Origin of the sequence: Streptacidiphilus sp. EB129 (assembly GCF_041262645.1) — a bacterium.
GTDB lineage: Bacteria > Actinomycetota > Actinomycetes > Streptomycetales > Streptomycetaceae > Streptacidiphilus.
The window spans coordinates 94,624-112,528 of sequence record NZ_JBGCCS010000002.1 but is presented as its reverse complement, the minus strand read 5'-3'; the positions used below and the strand labels follow the sequence as shown (position 1 = coordinate 112,528).

Annotated in this window: 14 protein-coding genes and 1 pseudogene; 4 read left to right on the top strand and 11 right to left on the bottom strand. The window is 75.1% G+C overall.

Annotated elements, in window-relative coordinates:
* The first annotated feature begins 23 nt into the window (after positions 1 to 23).
* Together pepN and ABH925_RS02720 are read left to right on the top strand one after the other, a co-directional pair.
* Positions 24 to 2,525, top strand: a complete 2,502-nt coding sequence (gene pepN / locus ABH925_RS02725; protein ID WP_370145102.1) for an aminopeptidase N — start codon at positions 24 to 26, stop codon at positions 2,523 to 2,525.
* Positions 2,522 to 3,616, top strand: a complete 1,095-nt coding sequence (locus tag ABH925_RS02720) for an amidohydrolase family protein (RefSeq protein ID WP_370145101.1) — start codon at positions 2,522 to 2,524, stop codon at positions 3,614 to 3,616. Before pepN ends, ABH925_RS02720 begins: the two co-directional genes overlap by 4 nt.
* Here ABH925_RS02720 and ABH925_RS02715 read toward each other — a convergent pair.
* Positions 3,602 to 4,342 (bottom strand): rhomboid-like protein, encoded by a 741-nt coding sequence (locus tag ABH925_RS02715; protein ID WP_370145100.1) that lies wholly within the window; start codon positions 4,340 to 4,342, stop codon positions 3,602 to 3,604. The genes ABH925_RS02720 and ABH925_RS02715 overlap by 15 nt on opposite strands.
* A 78-nt stretch (positions 4,343 to 4,420) precedes the next feature.
* Here ABH925_RS02715 and ABH925_RS02710 point away from each other — a divergent pair, with 78 nt between their 5' ends.
* Together ABH925_RS02710 and ABH925_RS02705 are read left to right on the top strand one after the other, a co-directional pair.
* Entirely contained in the window at positions 4,421 to 5,098 is a 678-nt protein-coding gene (locus ABH925_RS02710; RefSeq protein ID WP_370145098.1) for a uracil-DNA glycosylase, read from the top strand.
* Between the two features lie 138 nt (positions 5,099 to 5,236).
* A complete protein-coding gene (locus ABH925_RS02705; protein WP_370145097.1) occupies positions 5,237 to 6,268 on the top strand; it encodes an SCO1860 family LAETG-anchored protein in 1,032 nt (343 codons plus the stop codon).
* A gap of 77 nt (positions 6,269 to 6,345) precedes the next feature.
* Here the strand turns inward: ABH925_RS02705 and ABH925_RS02700 are convergent, their stop codons facing one another.
* From ABH925_RS02700 to cobI, 10 genes and pseudogenes are all read right to left on the bottom strand, one after another.
* Positions 6,346 to 8,796: a polysaccharide lyase 8 family protein gene (locus tag ABH925_RS02700; RefSeq protein WP_370145096.1), complete on the bottom strand. Its 2,451-nt coding sequence runs from the start codon at positions 8,794 to 8,796 to the stop codon at positions 6,346 to 6,348.
* Between the two features lie 154 nt (positions 8,797 to 8,950).
* Positions 8,951 to 9,979 carry an Rv2231c family pyridoxal phosphate-dependent protein CobC gene (gene cobC, locus ABH925_RS02695; RefSeq protein WP_370145095.1) on the bottom strand — a complete coding sequence of 343 codons (1,029 nt, stop codon included), beginning with the start codon at positions 9,977 to 9,979 and terminating at the stop codon, positions 8,951 to 8,953.
* On the bottom strand, positions 9,969 to 10,943 hold the full coding sequence (locus ABH925_RS02690; RefSeq protein ID WP_370145094.1) for a sirohydrochlorin chelatase: 975 nt from the start codon (positions 10,941 to 10,943) through the stop codon (positions 9,969 to 9,971). Before ABH925_RS02690 ends, cobC begins: the two co-directional genes overlap by 11 nt.
* Positions 10,940 to 11,620: a precorrin-8X methylmutase gene (locus ABH925_RS02685; RefSeq protein ID WP_370145092.1), complete on the bottom strand. Its 681-nt coding sequence runs from the start codon at positions 11,618 to 11,620 to the stop codon at positions 10,940 to 10,942. Before ABH925_RS02685 ends, ABH925_RS02690 begins: the two co-directional genes overlap by 4 nt.
* Positions 11,617 to 11,817 carry a 4Fe-4S binding protein gene (locus tag ABH925_RS02680; RefSeq protein ID WP_370145091.1) on the bottom strand — a complete coding sequence of 67 codons (201 nt, stop codon included), beginning with the start codon at positions 11,815 to 11,817 and terminating at the stop codon, positions 11,617 to 11,619. Before ABH925_RS02680 ends, ABH925_RS02685 begins: the two co-directional genes overlap by 4 nt.
* Positions 11,814 to 13,595, bottom strand: a complete 1,782-nt coding sequence (cobJ, locus tag ABH925_RS02675) for a precorrin-3B C(17)-methyltransferase (protein ID WP_370145090.1) — start codon at positions 13,593 to 13,595, stop codon at positions 11,814 to 11,816. Before cobJ ends, ABH925_RS02680 begins: the two co-directional genes overlap by 4 nt.
* A 308-nt stretch (positions 13,596 to 13,903) precedes the next feature.
* Positions 13,904 to 15,118 (bottom strand): annotated as a pseudogene (gene cbiE, locus ABH925_RS02670) (precorrin-6y C5,15-methyltransferase (decarboxylating) subunit CbiE); the annotation flags it as partial.
* Between the two features lie 14 nt (positions 15,119 to 15,132).
* A complete protein-coding gene (locus ABH925_RS02665) occupies positions 15,133 to 16,335 on the bottom strand; it encodes a cobalt-precorrin-5B (C(1))-methyltransferase (protein ID WP_370145088.1) in 1,203 nt (400 codons plus the stop codon).
* Positions 16,332 to 17,168, bottom strand: coding sequence for a precorrin-4 C(11)-methyltransferase (gene cobM, locus ABH925_RS02660; RefSeq protein WP_370145087.1), 837 nt, complete (start codon positions 17,166 to 17,168; stop codon positions 16,332 to 16,334). Before cobM ends, ABH925_RS02665 begins: the two co-directional genes overlap by 4 nt.
* Positions 17,165 to 17,899, bottom strand: coding sequence for a precorrin-2 C(20)-methyltransferase (cobI, locus tag ABH925_RS02655; protein ID WP_370145086.1), 735 nt, complete (start codon positions 17,897 to 17,899; stop codon positions 17,165 to 17,167). The genes cobM and cobI overlap by 4 nt, the downstream gene beginning before the upstream one ends.
* Between the last annotated feature and the right edge of the window lie 6 nt (positions 17,900 to 17,905).

The following is a 17,905-nucleotide window of genomic DNA, read 5'->3' as shown; positions in this document are numbered from 1 at the left end:
CGGTCAGTGGCAGCATGATCCCCATGCCTGCACTGACTCGCGCCGACGCCGTCGCACGCCACCGCCTGCTGGATGTCCGCAGCAGCACCGTCGACCTCGACCTGACCCGGGGAGCGGAGGTGTTCGGGTCCCGGACGCTGATCCGGTTCCGCTGCACCGCCCCCGGGTCGTCCACCTTCGTGGACGTCAAGCCGGACCGGCTGCTGCGGGTGACCCTCAACGGCGCCGAACTCGACCCGGCCGGGCTGATCGACGGGCGGCTGCAGCTGCCGGGCCTGGCGGCGGAGAACGAGCTGCTGGTGGAGGCCGACATGGCCTACTCCCGTACCGGCGAGGGAATGCACCGCTTCACCGACCCCGCGGACGGCGAGGTCTACGTCTACACCCAGTCCTTCCTCGACGACGGCCCGAGGGTCTTCGCCGGCTTCGACCAGCCCGACCTGAAGACCGTCTACGACGTCAGCGTGCGGGCCCAGCGGGAGTGGACCGTCGTCGGCAACGGCATCGCCACCCCGCCCGCACCGGAGGACGAGGACGGCGTCTGGCGCTTCGCGACCACCCCGCCGATCAGCAGCTACCTGGTCAGCCTGGTCGCCGGGCCGCTGACCAGCATCAGCTCCGAGCACGACGGGATCCCGCTCGGGCTGCACTGCCGCCGCTCGCTCGGCCCCTACCTGGAGGCCGACGCCGAGGAGATCCTGGAGACCACCCGGCGCAGCTTCGACCACTACCACCGGGTGTTCGAGCAGCGGTACCCCTTCGACTCCTACGACCAGTGCTTCGTCCCGGAGTTCAACGCCGGGGCGATGGAGAACCCGGGCTGCGTCACCTTCCGCGACGAGTTCGTGTTCCGCTCCGCGGTCACCGACGCCGAGCGCGAGGAGCGGGCGCTGGTGGTGGCCCACGAGATGGCGCACATGTGGTTCGGCGACCTGGTCACCATGCGCTGGTGGGACGACCTGTGGCTGAACGAGTCCTTCGCCGAGTACTGGGCCTACCAGGTGGTGTCCGAGTCCACCCGCTACACCGGCGCCTGGACCGGCTTCTCGGCCGCCCGCAAGAGCTGGGGCTACGACGCGGACCAGCGGCCCTCGACCCACCCGGTGGCGCCCGAGGCCGTCGACGACACCGCCCAGGCACTGCAGAACTTCGACGGCATCTCCTACTCCAAGGGCGCCTCCGCGCTGCGCCAGCTGGTCGCCTGGCTGGGCGAGGAGGCCTTCCTCAAGGGCGTCAACTCCTACTTCCAGAGCCATGCCTTCGGCAACGCGGCGCTGGAGGACCTGCTGGAGGCGCTCACCGCCAGCAGCGGCCGGGACGTCCGCTCCTGGGCCGACCGCTGGCTGCGGACCTCGGGCGTGGACACCCTGCGGATCGACGGCGACCGCATCCTGCACACCTCCGCGGACGGCGAACTGCGCCCGCACCGGATCACCGTGGGCAGCTACGGACGGCTCACCGACGGCCGGCTGAGCGCCCTCGGCCGCGTCCCGCTGGACCTGCCCGCCGAACCCGAGCACGCCTTCGCGCCGTCCACGGCCGGCGACCCGGAGCTGCAGCTGCTCAACGACACCGACCTCGGCTTCGTCAAGATCCGCCTGGACGAGCGCTCCTGGCGGACCGTCAGCGAGTCGCTCGGCGAGATCCCGGAGGAGCTGGCCCGTGCCGTGGCCTGGAGTGCGGCCCGGGACCTGGTCCGTGACGGCGAGTTGGCGCCGGCCGAGTACCTGCGCCTGGTCGCCGCGCATCTGCCGGGCGAGTCCTCGGTGCACCTGGTGCAGTCCGTGCTGCGCTTCGCCCGGGAGACCGTGGCCGACCGCTTCCTGGCGCCGGAGCGCCGCCCCGAGGGCCTGTCCCTGCTCGCCGGGGTGTGCCGGCAGCTGCTGCGGCGCACCGAGGGCGCGCAGGGCGGCTCCGGGCTGCGGCTGCTGGCCGTGCGCGCGCTGATCGACTCCTCGGCGACCCCGGCCGAGGTCGCCGAGCTGCGGCAGTGGCGCGCCGAGGGCACCGTGCCCGGCGGGCCGCTGCTCGACCCCGACCTGCGCTGGCAGCTGCTGCTGCGGCTCGCCGTGCTGGGCGAGGTCGGCGAGCCGGAGATCGCGGCCGAGCTGGCCCAGGACCCCAGCGCCACCGGCCAGGAGGGCGCGGCCCGCTGCCGGGCGGCGCTGCCCCAGGCGGCGGCCAAGGACGCCGCCTGGGACGCGCTGTTCACCGGCGACCTGTCCAACTACCTGGTGGCCGCTACCGCCCAGGGCTTCTGGCAGCCCGAGCAGCGCGAACTGCTGGGTGACCGGCCGCAGCGCTTCTTCGACGCCGTGGTCGACGCGGCCGAGAAGCGCGGGCCCGCGATGGCCCGGGTGCTGGCGCGGTTCGGCTTCCCGGCCTTCGACGCCACCCCGGAGACGGTGCGCGCGGCCGAGGCCTGCCTGGAGCGCGCGGATCTCACCCTGGCCCTGCGGCGCGGCCTGGTCGACCAGGTCGACGACCTGCGCCGGGCGCTGCGCGCACGCGGGGGCGACAAGTGACGGCACGTCAGGAAGTACTGCACGTCCGGGGCCGGATCCTGGCCGGCGCCGAGGACGTGCGGGACGAACTCTGGGTACTCGGCGGCCGGGTGACCTACAGCCGCCCGGCCGGCGCCGCCGACGTGCGCACCGTCCAGGGCTGGGCGCTGCCGGGCCTGGTGGACGCGCACTGCCACGTCGGCCTGGACCAGCACGGCCCGGTGGACGACGCGACCAGCGAGAAGCAGGCACTGGCCGACCGGGACGCCGGCGCGCTGCTGCTGCGCGACGCCGGCTCGCCGTCCGACACCCGCTGGGTGGACGACCGCGACGACCTGCCCCGGCTGGTGCGGGCCGGCCGCCACATCGCCAGGACCCGCCGCTACATCCGCAACTACGCCCATGAGATCGAGCCGGGGGACCTCGCCGCCTACGTCCGCCGCGAGGCCAGGCGCGGCGACGGCTGGGTGAAGCTGGTCGGCGACTGGATCGACCGGGACACCGGCGACCTGGCCCCCTGCTGGCCGCGCTGGGCCCTGGACGAGGCGATCGCGGCGGCGCACGCCGAGGGGGCGCGGGTGACCGCGCACTGCTTCAGCGAGGACTCGCTCGCGGACCTGGTCGGCGCGGGCATCGACTGTGTCGAGCACGCCACCGGCCTGACCGAGGACACCGTGCCGCTGTTCGCCGAGCGCGGCGTGGCGATCGTGCCCACCCTGGTCAACATCGCGACCTTCCCGGCCATCGCGGACGGCGCGAGCCTCAAGTTCCCCGGCTACGCCCGGCACATGCGGGAACTGCACGAGCGCCGCTACGCCACGGTGGCCGCGGCGTACGACGCCGGGGTGCCGGTGTTCGTCGGCACCGACGCGGGCGGCTCGCTGCCGCACGGGCTGGTCGCCGCCGAGGTCGCCGAGCTGGTCCGGGCCGGGATCCCGCCGATCGCCGCGCTGTCGGCGGCGAGTTGGGGCGCTCGGGCCTGGCTGGGCCGCCCCGGCCTGGACGAGGGCGCGTCGGCCGACCTGGTCGTCTACGCCGAGGACCCGCGTGCCGACGTCCGGGTGCTGGCCGACCCGCGCGCGGTGGTGCTGCGCGGCTCAGTGGTCGGCTGACCGGCGCCGGGGGCGCAGCGAGCGGAGCCACGGCGTGGGGCTCCACGGCTCGCCGCGTCCCCGGGTGAGCGGATGGCAGGCCAGGCCGAGCAGCGCGGCGGTCAGGTGCCCCACGTCGGTGAAGGTGCGGCCGTGGACCAGCGCGAGGCCGTACCAGAGCAGCACCACCGCGAGGTAGGGCAGCCGCCAGGGGTACGCGATCCGGTAGGCGAGCACCGCCTGCACCCCGGCCAGCGCGTAACTGACGCCCACATCCAGGGTGTTGACGGCGGAGAGCGGGGCGTGGCCGTGCCGGATCGCCCAGTACAGCGCCCCCTCGCTCAGATAGGTGGCGCCGACGTGGGACACCACCAGGACGCCGAGCCAGCGCCGTGTCCCGAGCCAGCGCTCGGCCGGCACCTGGAACAGGTTGTAGAGCACGAAGTAGCCGAGCCAGCCGCCGCCGTCCAGCCAGAACGCGCTGGCGAACAGCACCCGCACCGGACGGGTGGCCAGCTGGTGCAGGTTGGTGGAGCGCTGCCGCAGGAACTGGTCCTGGAACTCCGGGTTGATGTGGTTGATCACCACGGTGGTCAGCAGCAGGGCCGCCAGCCAGACGTAAGTCCCGGGCGCCCGGCGGACGTAGTGGGCCACGGCGCCCCCGGCCCGGCGGAGCCGGGACTGTGACCGGTGCTGCGGCCCCTTTCCGGGCTGGTGCGGCGGCTGCTGGGCGGGTGGCGCGCTCATCTCCCGATTGTGTCCTGGTTGCAGTGGATTGTCCGGAATCTGGAGTCGTGGCGGCGTGTGGCGATAGGGTGACCGACCATGGCTGCCCGTCCTTTGCACGAGATCGTCGAACCCGGCTGGGCCAAGGCCCTGGAACCGGTCGCCGAACAGGTCGCCGCGATGGGCGACTTCCTGCGCGGCGAGATCGCCGCCGGGCGTACCTACCTGCCGCCGGGCCCGCAGGTGCTGCGCGCGTTCCAGCAGCCGTTCGAGGACGTCCGGGTGCTGATCGTCGGCCAGGACCCGTACCCGACGCCGGGCCACGCGGTCGGGCTGAGCTTCGCGGTGGCGCCCGAGGTGCGGCCGCTGCCGGGCAGCCTGATCAACATCTACCAGGAGTACCAGCAGGACCTGGGCCTGCCCGCGCCCGGCAGCGGCGACCTGACCCCCTGGACCCGGCAGGGCGTGCTGCTGCTCAACCGGGCGCTGACCACCGCGCCCCGCTCGCCCGCCGCGCACCGGGGCAAGGGCTGGGAGGCGGTGACCGAGCAGGCGATCCGCGCCCTGGTGGACCGGGGTCCGGCACTGGTGGCGATCCTCTGGGGCCGCGACGCCCGCAACCTGCGCCCGCTGCTCGGCCCCGCGCCCAGCATCGAGTCGGCACACCCCAGCCCGATGTCGGCGGACCGGGGCTTCTTCGGTTCCCGCCCGTTCAGCCGGGCCAATGAGATGCTCGTACGCCAGGGCGCGCAGCCGGTTGACTGGCGGCTGCCCTGAGCTGTGCGGGGTGGACGGGGCCGCTGGGGCTTCTTCACTCATAAGGGTGAACTGACACTGTGTGGTTACCGCGTGACGGATGGTTCGTAAGGATGGGACCCATCCAAGACCGTGCCCAGCCCGTGGGGGTTCCCCGTCATGCTCGCCATCCGCCGCCCAGCCCCTGCCCTCGGCGCGGCCGTCGCCGCTTCGCTGATCACCGCGGTCTGCGCGGCGGCCCCGGCGACGGCCGCGCCCGGGGGGTTACCCCCGGCCGCCGCTCCGGCAGGGGCCGGCGCGGCCTCGGTGGGGACGGCCTCGGCCACCACGGCGCGGCTGGGCCTGGACGTCCAGTTGCTCGACAGCGCGATAGACGTGCCGCTCAGCGTCAGCCTGAACGCGGTGCGGGCCCCGCACAGCGTGGACGGGTCGATGCTCCGGGCAGGTGTGCAAGGGGTGCAGGGCGGCGTCCCGCAGACGCTGCTGGACGCCACCCTCGGCCACAGCTCGGCCACCGCGGACGCGCAGGGCTCGCACGCCGAGGTCGACCTGGTCACCGCGGCGCTGACGGTGCCGGGACTGCCGGGCACCAAGCTGCTGGGGCTGAAGGAGGTCACCGCCAGGGCGGACTGCCCGGTGAGCGGGCAGCCGACCGCGCGGGCCAACGTCCTGGGCGACCTGACCGTCCTGGGGAAGACGGTCTCGCTCAGCGCGGGCGGTCCCACGCGTGTGGCGATCCCGGGGCTGGGGGTGGTGGACGTGGAGTGGTCCGCGCACTCCACGACGTCCACGACGGCGGCGGCCACCGCCCTGGAGCTGAGCGTCACCGTCAATCCGCTGAACCTCAACGTCGCCAAGGTGACCGGCTCGGTCGAGCTGGCCGCGGTCAGCTGTGCCGAGCCGGCCGGCGGGGAGCGGTCGGGGCCGGCCCCGACGCGGAGCGGTGCTGCGGGCGCGCCGGTGCCCGGCGGGGCGGCCCCCGGGGTCGCTCCGGCTGCCGCCACCGTCTCCGCCGCGGTGGCACCGGCCGTCCCGGGGTCCGTGTCGGCCTCGCCGCAGGCTCCGGACACCAGCCTGGCCCAGACCGGCGGCGGCAGCGGCGCCCCGGCGCTGGCCGGTGCCGCCGCGGTGCTGTCGGCCGTCGGCGTGGGCGGCCTGGCCGTCACCCGGCGCCGGCGTCGGCGGCACTGAGCGGCGGTGCCGACCGGCCGGGGCGGTCGGCGGGCCAGGCGGGTCAGCGGGCCAGGCGGGTCGGCGGGCCCGGCGGGTCAGTGGGAGAGGCGGACGGTGCGGGCGGTGCCGGGCAGGCCCTGGGTGAGGTCCAGGGTGACCACCGGTGCGGGGCCGCTGAGGTCGATCCGGACACCGGGGTCGTCGCTGAAGCCCCGGCGGTAGCGCCTCGCCGTACTCAGGGTGAGGGTCAGTGAGGTCTGGGCGCAGGTGGGGTCGCTCACGGCCAGCGTCAGCCGCCCGTCCTGGTCCCGCAGCAGCACGGACGCGGGGCCGGTCACGGCCACACCGTCGGCGCCTCCGGAGGGGAGGGCGCCGGCGGTGAAGAAGCTGGCCGCGGTCAGCCGGGTCCGCGCGGAGTGGATCGCCTGCAGGGCAGGGGAGTTGGCCAGGACCGTAACATCCGGTTCGGCCGCCCTGCGGGCGGTCTCCCGGGCCGAGGCGCCGGGCAGCAGCAGGTAGACGTAGGAGTCACCGGCCGGGTCGACCCCGTGGTCGAGCCAGAGGGTGACATAGGTGTTGGTGTAGGGGGTGGTGGTGCCGCCGGTGCTGGGGCCGTTGTCGATGGCGGCCCAGGTGCCGGTCCGTGCCTCGCGCTTGGCGCGCAGCACGGCCGGGCTGCTGAGGACGTAGCCGCCGACGCCGTCCAGATGGGCCCAGCCGGTGCCGGTGAAACTGCCGGTCCACCCGGTGCCGGAGGGCTGGGCCTGGCCGTCGACGATCAGCCGGTTGCCGCCGGTGGCATGGAGGTTGCGGTTCTCGACGGTGGTCTCGACGGTGTGCCCGCTGCTGCCCGTGATCCCGGCACCGAGGGCCACCACGCAGTCGTCCAGGCAGAACCAGGACTTCTTCGCCCGCAGCGGCGAGCCGAACGGCACCAGGTCCAGGCCGACCGCCCCGTAGGTGCCGTCGAGTACCGCGCCGCCGGACCAGGTGGTGGGCGGCAGGGTGCCGTTGCCGGCGCTGTTCGCCAGCGGCAGGGTGTCGGCGGTGACGCCGGGCAGCCGGGTGCTGTCGACAGTGGGCCAGTAGGCGTCGGTGTAGTGGCCGTTGTCGCGGTTGTAGAGGTAGGTGGCGCCGTCGCCGGTGTGCCAGCCGCGCTGGTTCTCGCCGTTGATGGCCTCCAGCCGGGCGATCCGGCTGCTGGACAGGCCGACCGTCCAGGCCCAGCCGTCCCGGCTGTGCACCGCGCGTTCGATCGAGGGCTGCTGGATGTGCCCGTCCGGGCGGTCGGCGGCGCGTACCCGCCGGTCGTCCAGCACGGACTTGACCAGGGCCATCCGGGCCGGGGTGGCGCTGGCGCGGATCGGGGTGAAGGTCTCGCGCTCGATCCAGCCCTTGACCATGCTCTTCCAGCGCTTCTGCTGGTCCCGGCTGCCGAGCGGGATCAGCCGCAGCACCGCCTCGGTGATGGCATGGCCGGCGTCGTGGTCGGTCTCGCCCTGCCGGGACAGGAAACGGCCCCGCACCACGTCCATGACCAGTCCGTCGTACATGAACGGCGCGTAGGTGAGGTCGACGGCGTCCAGGATCACCGAGAACTGCGGGTCGGTGATCGGCCAGCTGGAGCCGCTGAGCAGCAGCGAGAGCTGGCTCAGGTCGTTGAGCAGGACGTAGGAGTAGTGACCGTTGTAGGGGATGGTGCCGTGCTGGATGTAGCCGCCGTCCCGGTAGTAGCCGTCGGAGGTGGTCACATAGGGGTAGATGTCGGAGAGCTTGTCGCGGCCGAGGGCGATCGGTGCCGGGTCCCGGGCCAGGATGCCGCGCAGGATGGTGATCTGGCACATGTCGGAGCGGTTGGCCCCGGTGGTGACCACGGTGCCCTGCTGCTGCAGCGTGGGGTCGGGTACGAAGTGGGCCACGGTGGCCAGGTAGGAGGCCAGGTCGGCGGGCGGGACCTGGTTGCCGAGCACGGCGCAGGCGTTGACCAGGGCCTGCGGGGCGCCGATCTCCCAGTGGTACCAGTTGCCGACCTCGGGGGAGGAGGGGTTGTAGTACCTGGCTCCGATCAGCGCCAGGCCGGCGATCAACTGGGCGGCGATGACCGGATCCTGATGGTACGTCGAGCCGGGTGTGCCCCAGGCGATGGCGGTGTCGCGGAGCCGGTAGTAGGTCCCGCTGGCGTTCTCGACATGGGTGAACGGCAGGTCGGTGTAGACGGAGGCAGGGGTGGCCGAGGTGTCGCGCAGGGCTATGGCCGCCGCCGCGATCGCGTCGATGGTGGCGATCGCCGTCGCGTAGTCGGGGTCGGCGGGATTGACGCCGGCGCCGCCGGTGAGGATGTCGGACCAGACGCTCCGCAACTGGTCGAACGGGTCAGCGGTGGTCGGCGGGGCTGGTGCGGAGGCGCCTGCCGAAGCGGGTGCTGACGCGTGGGCGGTGGTCGCGGAGCCGGCGCCGATGAGCGCGGCGCCGGTCACGGCGGCGCCCGCGCCCAGGAGTTGGCGGCGGCGCAGGGGAGTGGCGGCGAGGTGCGTGCTGTCGTCCATGACGGGCGTCCTCGGTGACGTGGGGTCAGGCGGATGACTGATATGACACGGCCGAGGCGGGGGTGGAGTCAAGGAGTTGGACAAAGTTCATGGATATGAACGGCGAGAAGGCGTACGTGCACCACCGGAGCCGGGTGGACGGAGCGCCCGTCCGTCACAGCAGGGTGGCCAGCACCTCGCAGAAGGAGTCCACGGTGGCCTTGTCGCGTACCGCGATCCGGAGCCAGTCGGGTCCGAGGCCCGGGAAGGTGTCACCGCGGCGGACCGCGATGCCGTGCTCGCGCAGCCGCTCCCGGAGCGCCGCCGCACCCGGGGTGCGGATCAGGACGAAGGAGGCGGCCGCCCGGCCGTGGGTCTCGATGCCGGGCAGCTCTGCCAGCCGGGCCAGCAGGTAGGCGCGGTCCTCGGCCAGGGTCGCCGCAGCTGCCTCGGCCTCGGCCAGCGCGCTCGGGGCACTGCAGGCCTCGGCGGCCGCCAGGGCCGGTGTCGACACCGGCCACAGCGGCTGAGCGGCGGCGAGCGAGGCGACCAGCTCCGGTGCGCCCAGCAGGTAGCCGATCCGCAGACCGGCCAGCCCCCAGGTCTTGGTGAGGCTGCGCAGCACCACCAGGCCCGGGATCCCGCGCCGCCCGGCGAGGCTCTCGGCTTCGCCGGGGACGGTGTCCGCGAAGGCCTCGTCGACCACCACGACCCGCCCGGGGCGGGCCAGTGCCGCCAGGTCGGCGGCCGGGTGCAGCACCGAGGTCGGGTTGGTCGGGTTGCCCACCACGACCAGGTCCGCCTCGTCCGGGACCTGTGCCGGGTCGAGCCGGAAGCCGTCCCCGGCACGCAGCAGCAGCCTCCGCACCGGGTGGCCGGCGTCCCGCAGCGTCGCCTCCGGCTCGGTGAACTGCGGGTGCACCACCACCGCGTGACGTGGCGTCAGGGTTCGGGCCAGCAGCACGAAGGCCTCCGCCGCGCCCGAGGTCAGCAGCACCTCCGCCGCCGGACGGCCGTGCCGGGCCGCGACCGTCGCGCGGGCGCGGGTCCCGTCCGGGTAGGCGGCCAGATCGGGGAGGGTCGCCGCGAGCAGGGTACGCAGCCACTCGGGCGGGGTCCCGGCCCGCACGTTCACCGCGAGGTCGACCAGCCCGGCGCCGACCTCGCGGTCCCCGTGGTGGCGCAGATCCGGGTCAGTCGACATGGCTGGGCGACCCGTGACTGTGGGAGCCGTGACCGTGTGCGTCGTGCCCGTGGGAGCCGTGCGAGTGCGGGCCGTGGCTGTGGGAGGGGTCGTCGGGGTGGTGGTGCGGACGCTGCTCCGCGCCGACCCGGTCCTCGAAGCCGGGCATGGCGATCCGGTACACGCAGGTGTCGCAGTTCATCCGCAGGTCCCCGGCCAGCGCCTCCCGGTAGCGGGTCAGCACCAGCTCGGCGAGCTCGTCGGTGGCACCCATCACCCCTGCCTGGCGCAGGTCCACCGCGGGGTGGGCCGCCGCCCATTCGGCCGCCTGCCGCTCGACCCGCTCCGGCAGGATCCCGGTGAACAGGAAGTACGGCAGCACCACGACCCGCTTCGCGCCGAGCAGTCGGCAGCGGTCCAGGCCGGAGGGGACGTCCGGTGCGGCGAGCGAGACGAAGGCGGTCTCCACCCCGGCCAGGCCCCGGCCCTCCCACAGCAGCCGGGCGACCTTGGTGACCTCGGCGTTGGCGTCCGGGTCGGTGGAGCCCCGGCCGACCAGCAGCACGGTGGTGTCGGCGCGGTCCTCGACCGCGAGCACCTCGTCCAGGCGCCGCTCCAGCACCGCGAGCAGCGAGGGGTGCGGCCCGAGCGGGCGGCCGTAGGCGAAGGTGGTGCCGGGGTGCCGCTCGCGTTCGCGCACCAGCGCGGCGGGGATGTCGCCCTTGGCGTGGCCGGCCGACACCAGTACCAGCGGCACCGCGGCGAAGCGCTGTGCCCCGTCCGCGACCAGCGTGGCCACGGCGTCGGCCAGCGGCGGCGGGGACAGCTCGATGAACCCGCCGCCGACGGGGGTGTCCGGCAGCCGGTCGCGCAGCCCGTCGACGAACGCGCGGAACGCCTCGGCCCCGGCCTCGTCCCGGGTGCCGTGGCCGACGACCAGCAGGGCGGGCGCGCTGTGGCGGGGGTGGGGGAGCTGCTGAGTCATGATGCGTCCAGTACGTCTTGAGCGAGCGGGGCGTGGTCGAGCGGGGCGTGGTCGAGCCGGGTGTGGTCGGGTGAGGCGTCGGATCCGGTCTCGGTGGAGAGGTCCGGGTAGAGCAGGGCGTTGGCGGCGGCCGCCGCGACCGCGGAGCCGCCCTTCTCGGAGATGTTGCTGACGGCGGGAAGTCCCGAGGCGCGCAGCGCGGCCTTGGACTCGGCGGCGCCGACGAAGCCCACCGGCAGCCCGATGACCAGCGCCGGACGGGCGTCCAGCAGCAGCAGTTCCTCCAGTGCGGTCGGGGCGCAGCCGATCACCCAGACCGCGCCCTGGCCGACCTCGTCCAGCGCCATCCGGATCGCCGCGGCCGAGCGGGTCAGGCCCGTGGCGGGGTCGCCCTTGGCGTCCCTGACCCGGCACAGCGCGCGCCGGGCGGTGATGCCCGCCGCGACCATCTCCACGTCCGCGACCAGCGGCGCACCGGCCGCCAGGGCCTCGGCGGCGGCGCGCAGCACCGCCTCGTCGGCGATCACCAGGTCGTCGAGGTAGCTGAGGTCGGCACTGGAGTGGATCACCCGCTCGGCGACCGCCCGGGTCAGCGGCGGCAGATGGCCGGTGTCCAGCCGGGAGCGCAGCCTGCGGTAGGACTCGCGCTCGATGGGGTGAATCTGACGCGTGGTCACAGTGCGCTCCTGACGAGGTCGATGGCGTCCACGGGGCATACGTCCAGACATTCCAGGCAGCCGGTGCAGAGGTCCTCGCGGACCAGCAGCGGCACCCCGCCGACCTCGTGCGGGATCGGCCGGATCGCGTGCGTGGGACAGGTCAGCAGGCAGGCGCCGCAGCCCTGACAGCGCGCGCTCACCTCAACCGCGTTCACAGCTGCCACCGGTAGCCGCGCGGGGTGACCATGCGGCCGGCCACCGCGCGCGAGGCGGTGTTGCCGACGACCACGACGGTGGTCATGTCGACGGTGGTGACGTCGAGTTCGGCGAGCGTGGTGACGGTGTGCCACTCGTCCGGCCGGGAGATCGCGTGCGCGACGCCGACCGGGGTCGACGGCTCGCGGTGCTCGGCCAGCAGCGACAGCGCCTTGGGCAGCTGCCAGTCCCGGCCCCGGCTGCGGGGGTTGTAGAAGGTGACCACCAGGTCCGCCTCGGCGGCCGCGCGCACCCGGCGCTCGATCACCTCCCACGGGGTGTGCAGGTCGGAGAGGCTGATCGAGACGTGGTCGTGGCCCAGCGGCGCGCCGAGCAGCGAGGACGCCGCGAGCGCGGCGGTCACCCCGGGGACGCCCACCACGTCGATGTCCGCGCCCGCCTCGGCCAGTGCGGGCGAGGCCATCGCGTAGACGCCGGCGTCACCGCTGCCGATCAGCGCCACCGCGTGGCCCTGCTCGGCCAGGCGTACGGCGCTGCGCGCGCGCTCCTCCTCCGCGCCGAGACCGGTCTCCTCGATCCGGGTGCCGGGACGGAGCAGATCGCGGATCTGGTCCACGTACTGGTCGAGGCCGACGATGATTGACGCCCGGCGCAGCTCGGTGCGGGCGCGCGGGGTGAGCAGGTCGCGCGCCCCGGGGCCCAGACCGACCAGGGCCAGCCGTCCGCGCGGGCGGCGCCGGACGACGGCGACGGTGCACATCGCGGCCCGGCCCTCGGGGGCGGACTTCCGCTTGGGGACCAGCAGTTCGCCGCCGCCCAGCAGCGCCGCGGCCTCCGCCACGCTCGGGGTGCCGACGGCGGCCAGCGGGGCGTCCGAGGGGTTGGGCACGTCCACGGCGGCCAGCGCCTCGGCCGGGTGTGCCACCAGTCGCACACCGAGCACCCGGGCGGCCTCGACCAGGCCGGGCTCGTCGGCCTTGGCGTCGACGGTGGCGAGGTGGTCCAGCGAGTGCGGGCTGAGCCCGGCCTCGGCCAGGGCGTCCGCGATCAGGCCGAGGACCTCCTCGGCGGAGGCGCCCCGGCTCGCGCCGACGCCCACCACCAGGCTGCGCGGCCGCAGCAGTACGGTCGGTGCCGCCGCCGCGACGGTGCCTGCGGCGAGGCCGCCCGAGGCGGGGGCGGTGGGCTCGGCGGTGCGGGAGACGGCGTCGGCGGGGGCGGTGGGGCCGGTGGCGGTGCGGTCGGTGACGATGATGCGGGGTGCGTCGGCGGGGGCGTCGGGGCGGACGGTGGCGGGCAGGGCCGGCAGCGGGTGCTGCTGGTCCTGGACCAGCCGCACCGGCACGCCGTCGAGCAGGGCGCGGCTGACTGCGGCGAGGTCGCCCTCGTAGTGCCAGCCCAGGGTGTCCAGACCCGGTATCCCCACGGCGTCGGTACCGGTCGTCAGCACCGGCTGCGCGTCCAGCACCGCCGCGATCCGCTCGGCGAGGGCGTTGGCACCGCCGTCGTGACCGCCCGTCAGCGGCACCGCGAAGCGGCCCGCCTCGTCCACGCAGACGACCCCGGGGTCGGTGCGCTTGTCCGCCAGCAGCGGGGCGATCAGCCGTACCGTCGCGCCGGTGGCCAGGAAGCAGACCAACTGCTCGCACTCGTCCCAGGCCAGCCGGACCGAGGCCGCGACCGGCTCCTCCGCGTACACCCGGCAGTCGCCCAGGCTTGCGGCCAGCCGGGCCGCGGCCTGGCGGCCTGCGGCGGTGACGGGGATCAGACCGATCATGAAGGTGCTCCTGGGTTGCTTCCGATGGTGCCTGTGCTGTGCGCACTGCCTCGGGCGAGTGTGGTGTCGCCCCCGCGGCCGATGCGCTCCGCGCCGCCTGCCCTGCCCGCGCTGCCCAACGTGTCCGCGCCGCTCGCGCGGTCCGCGCCGCCGATGCGCTCCGCGCCGCCCGTGCTGCCCCCGCCGCTGGTGCCGCCCGTGCCGCCGAAGCGCTCCGCGCCGCCTGTCCTGCCCGTGCCGCCCGCGCTGCCCAGCGTGCCCGCGCTGCCCGGGTCGCCCGTGCCGCTGGTGCTGTCCGCGCTGCGCGCACGTGTGCCCCAGAGGACGAAGACCGGGTTGGTGGCGGCGAGACGGGTGACCTCGCCGGGCAGCGGGGCCAGCCGGGAGGCCTGCAACTGCACGCCCTCGGCGCTGAAGCCGGCCGCGAGCAGCGTCGCCCGGACGGCCGGTACCCGGTCGAGCGCGGCAAGGGTCACCACGACCGTGCGCCGGGCCCGCTCCGCGCAGGCGGCGACGATCGCGGGCAGGTCCGCGCCCCCGCCGCCGACGAAGACCGCATCGGGCTCGGGCAGTCCGGCCAGCGCCTCCGGCGCGCTTCCGCACACCACGCCGACGTCCACCCCGTGCGCGGCCGCGTTGGCCCGGACCCGGGCCGCCCCGTCCACCGTCCGCTCGACGGCGACCACGGCTGCGCCGAGCCGCGCGCACTCCACGGCCACCGAGCCGCTCCCCGCGCCGACGTCCCAGAGCAGCTCGCCGGGACGCGGGCCGAGTCGGGCCAGCGCCAGCGCCCGTACCTCGGCCTTGGTGACCATGGCGTCCCGGTGCTCGAACGCGCCCTCGGGCAGGGCCCAGCCGCCCTCGGCGACCGGCGCCGGTCCGGCCACCGACCGCATCGGCCCGACCGCTCCGCCCGCGCCCTCACCCAGGCACAGCACCACGTGCACGCCGGGCCAGTCCCGCGCCACCGCCTGAGCCGGCGTCACCGTCTCCACCCGTTCCCGCGCGGAGCCCAGGTCGGAGGCGACCACCAGCCGCCGCCGCAGGCCGGGCATCGCGAGCAGCGCCGCGCCCAGCTCGGCCGGGCCCGCGCCGGGCGCGGTCAGCACCGCGACCTTGCGCTGCGCCCGGCAGAGGTTGACCGCGACGCGCGGGTCCCGGCCGTGCGCGCTGACCACGGCGGCGTCGTCCCAGGGCAGCCCGAGCCGGGCGAAGGCCTCCGCCACGCTGCTCACGCCCGGCCGCACGTCCAGCGCCCCGGGGCCGAACCGCTCGCCCAGCGCGCGGACGATGCCGAAGAAGCCGGGGTCGCCGGAGGCGAGGACGACGACCGAGCCGCCGCCCGCCGCAGTCGCGGCCAGCCCGGCCACGGTGTCCAGGGCCGGGGCCAGCGGCCCCAGCACCAGCGCCCGTTCGGGGCCGACGCCGGCCGCGTCGAGGTGACGCCGGGCGCCCAGCACCAGCCGGGCCCGCGCGATCAGCTCAGCGTGCCCGGGAGCGAGCGCCGCGCCCAGTACGGTGATCCAGGGGGCGTCGGTCACGGCAGCAGCCCCCCGCCGGTGGCGGCGATGACCCGGCGTCCGGTGAAGTCGACCAGGGCGACCTCGGCGGTCAGCGCGCCGTCGACAAAGCGCTCCATCACCTCGGCGACCTGACGGCACAGCAGTATCCCGGCGGCGTCCAGCACTCCGGCCTCCTCCCACAGTTCGTAGGCGTGCCGCGCGGTGTTGGCCACGGCCACCTGGGCGACCACCTGCTCCGGCGCCCCGGCCGCCGCGGTGATCGAGGCCAGCACGCCGGTGTCGATCTTCGACCGGGTGTAGTGGGTCATCAGCACCCCGGCCGCGAGCTTGGTCAGTTTGCCGACCATGCCGACGAACACCGCCCGCTCCATCCCGCCCTCGACGGCCCGCCGCAGCGCCGCGCCGGTGAAGTCGCCGACCTCGACGAAGCAGACGTCCGGCAGCGACGGCAGCTGCTCCATCGCCCCCTTCTCGGTGCGCCCGCCGGTGCACAGCACGATCGCCCGCTCGCCCTGCGCCGCCGCGACCGACACCGCCTGCTCCACACTGGCCCGCCAGGAGGCGGTGGAGAACGGACGGACGATCCCGGTGGTGCCGAGGATGGAGATGCCACCGATGATGCCGAGCTTGCCGTTGGTGGTCTTCCTGGCGCGCTGCTCCCCGTCCGGGACGCTGATGGTGACGTCCAGGCCCCGGCTGCCGAGATCCACGACCTCGCCCACGGCCTGGGTGATCATCGCGCGCGGCACCGGGTTGATCGCCGGTCCGCCGACCTCAAGGCCCAGGCCCGGCTTGGTCACCACGCCGACGCCCACGCCGCCGTGCAGCAGCAGGCCCGGCTGGTCGCGCCAGGCCGCGGTGGCGGTGAGGTGCGCGCCGTGGGTGACGTCGGGATCGTCCCCGGCGTCCTTCACCACCACGGCCTGCACCCGTCCGGGGCGCAGCAGGGTGCTGCGCTCGACGGCGAAGGTGACCCGGTTCCCCGAGGGCAGGCCGATCTCGACCACGGCCTGCGGCTCGCCGGTGAGCAGGTGCAGCGTCGCGGCGCGGGCCGCGGCCGAGGCGCAGCTGCCGGTGGTCCAGCCGGGCCGCAGCGCCTTGCCGTCGCGCACCTTCGCGGTACGCGGCAGGTCCGGCTCGCGCAGCTCGGGCCGGCCCGGCCCGTTCTGGTGCGGCCCCGGCTCGGGCGGTTCCGGCTGGGGCCGGTCCTGGGTCACGGCGCCGTGGTGGCCGCCGCCGACGCGACGCGCAGCGCCCGGCGGGCGGCCGGGTCCGCGCGGCGGAAGGTGTGGAAGTGGCCCGGGTGGTAGAGGTGCGAGCGGGTGCCGGTGGCGGCCAGTGCCGGGCCGACCAGGAACAGCGTGTGCTTCCACAGCTTGTGTTCCTTGACCGTGGCCTCCAGCGTCTCCAGCGTTCCCTCCAGCACCAGCTCGTCCGGCCAGGTGGCCTGGTAGGCGACGATCACCGGGGTGTCCAGCGGGTAGCCGCCGGCGGTCAGTTCCTCCACCAGCTGCTTCGTCCTGGCGGCGGAGAGGAAGATCGCCATGGTGGTGCCGTGCCGGGCGAAGTCCCGGACCTCCTCGCCGGGAGGCATCGGCGTCTTGCCGCCGCCCAGCCGGGTCAGGATGACGCTCTGCGCGACCTCGGGGATGGTCAGCTCCCGCTGCGCGATGGCGGCCACCGCCGCGAAGGAGGAGACGCCGGGGACGATCTCGGTCTCCAGGCCCAGCTCGCGGCAGCGGTCCAGCTGCTCCTGCACCGCCCCCCACAGCGAGGGGTCCCCGGAGTGGATCCGGGCCACCCGGGCGCCGGAGCCGACGGCTCGTTCGTAGACGGCGAGCACGTCCTCCATCGGGATGAGCGAGGAGTCCAGGATCTCGGCGTCGGCGCGGGCGTGCTCCAGCACCTCCGCCTGGACCAGGCTGGCGGCCCAGATGACGGTGTCGGCCTCGGCGATGGCGCGGGCGGCGCGGAAGGTCAGCAGGTCGGCGGCGCCGGGGCCGGCTCCCACGAACGTGACCTTGCCGGTGCGCTGCTGCTGCTCGGTCACAGCTTCCCTCCACGGGTGCTCCGGCTCGCCGGGGCGATCAGGGTCGAAAGGTAGGGCAGCGGACCGTCCAGCGGGTGGCCCGCCGGCTGGATCTGCTGGTCGGGCAGGCCCAGGGAGGCCCCCCAGACGGCGTCGCCGTCCCGGCCGGTCTCCCGCAGCGCGGCGGCGACCTGGGCCGCCTGCCGACCGAACTTGTAGGCGACCACGGTGCCCGGGCCGGCCAGCGCGTCGCGCAGCACCGCCGAGCCGGCGGTGACCGGGACCAGGGTCAGCGGCTCGGTGCCCTCGGCCAGGACGGTGCCGCTGCGCGCGGCCAGGTCCTGCATCGCGGTGATCCCGGGGACGGTCTCCACCTGGAGCCCGGGTACCAGCGTGACCGCGGTCTGGGCCAGATAGGTGAAGGTCGAGTAGACGTTCGGATCGCCGATGGTGGCGAAGGCCACCGTCCCGTGCTCCCGCAGCAGCGCGGCGACGCGCTCGCCCGCCGCGTCCCAGGCGGCCTCGCGGCGGGCCCGGTCCTCGCGCTCGTTGAGCGCGAACACCACCCGTTCGACGGTGGTCGCCGAGTCGCCGATGTGGTGGAGCACGGTGGCCTCGGCACGGCCGGTCTCGCCGCTGTCCAGTACCGGGACGACCACCACGGCCGCCTCGCGCAGCACGCGCACGGCCTTGACGGTGACCAGCTCGGGATCGCCGGGGCCCATGCCCACGCCGACCAGACGGGGCGTCACAGGACG

Bases quoted from the DNA above. Each gene is read 5' to 3' on its own strand.
- pepN (WP_370145102.1), top strand. From the start codon at position 24: ATGCCTGCACTGACTCGCGCCGACGCCGTCGCACGCCACCGCCTGCTG.
- cobC (WP_370145095.1), bottom strand. From the start codon at position 9,979: ATGTCGACTGACCCGGATCTGCGCCACCACGGGGACCGCGAGGTCGGC.
- cobJ (WP_370145090.1), bottom strand. From the start codon at position 13,595: ATGATCGGTCTGATCCCCGTCACCGCCGCAGGCCGCCAGGCCGCGGCC.
- ABH925_RS02715 (WP_370145100.1), bottom strand. From the start codon at position 4,342: ATGAGCGCGCCACCCGCCCAGCAGCCGCCGCACCAGCCCGGAAAGGGG.
- ABH925_RS02690 (WP_370145094.1), bottom strand. From the start codon at position 10,943: ATGACTCAGCAGCTCCCCCACCCCCGCCACAGCGCGCCCGCCCTGCTG.
- ABH925_RS02710 (WP_370145098.1), top strand. From the start codon at position 4,421: ATGGCTGCCCGTCCTTTGCACGAGATCGTCGAACCCGGCTGGGCCAAG.
- ABH925_RS02705 (WP_370145097.1), top strand. From the start codon at position 5,237: ATGCTCGCCATCCGCCGCCCAGCCCCTGCCCTCGGCGCGGCCGTCGCC.
- ABH925_RS02700 (WP_370145096.1), bottom strand. From the start codon at position 8,796: ATGGACGACAGCACGCACCTCGCCGCCACTCCCCTGCGCCGCCGCCAA.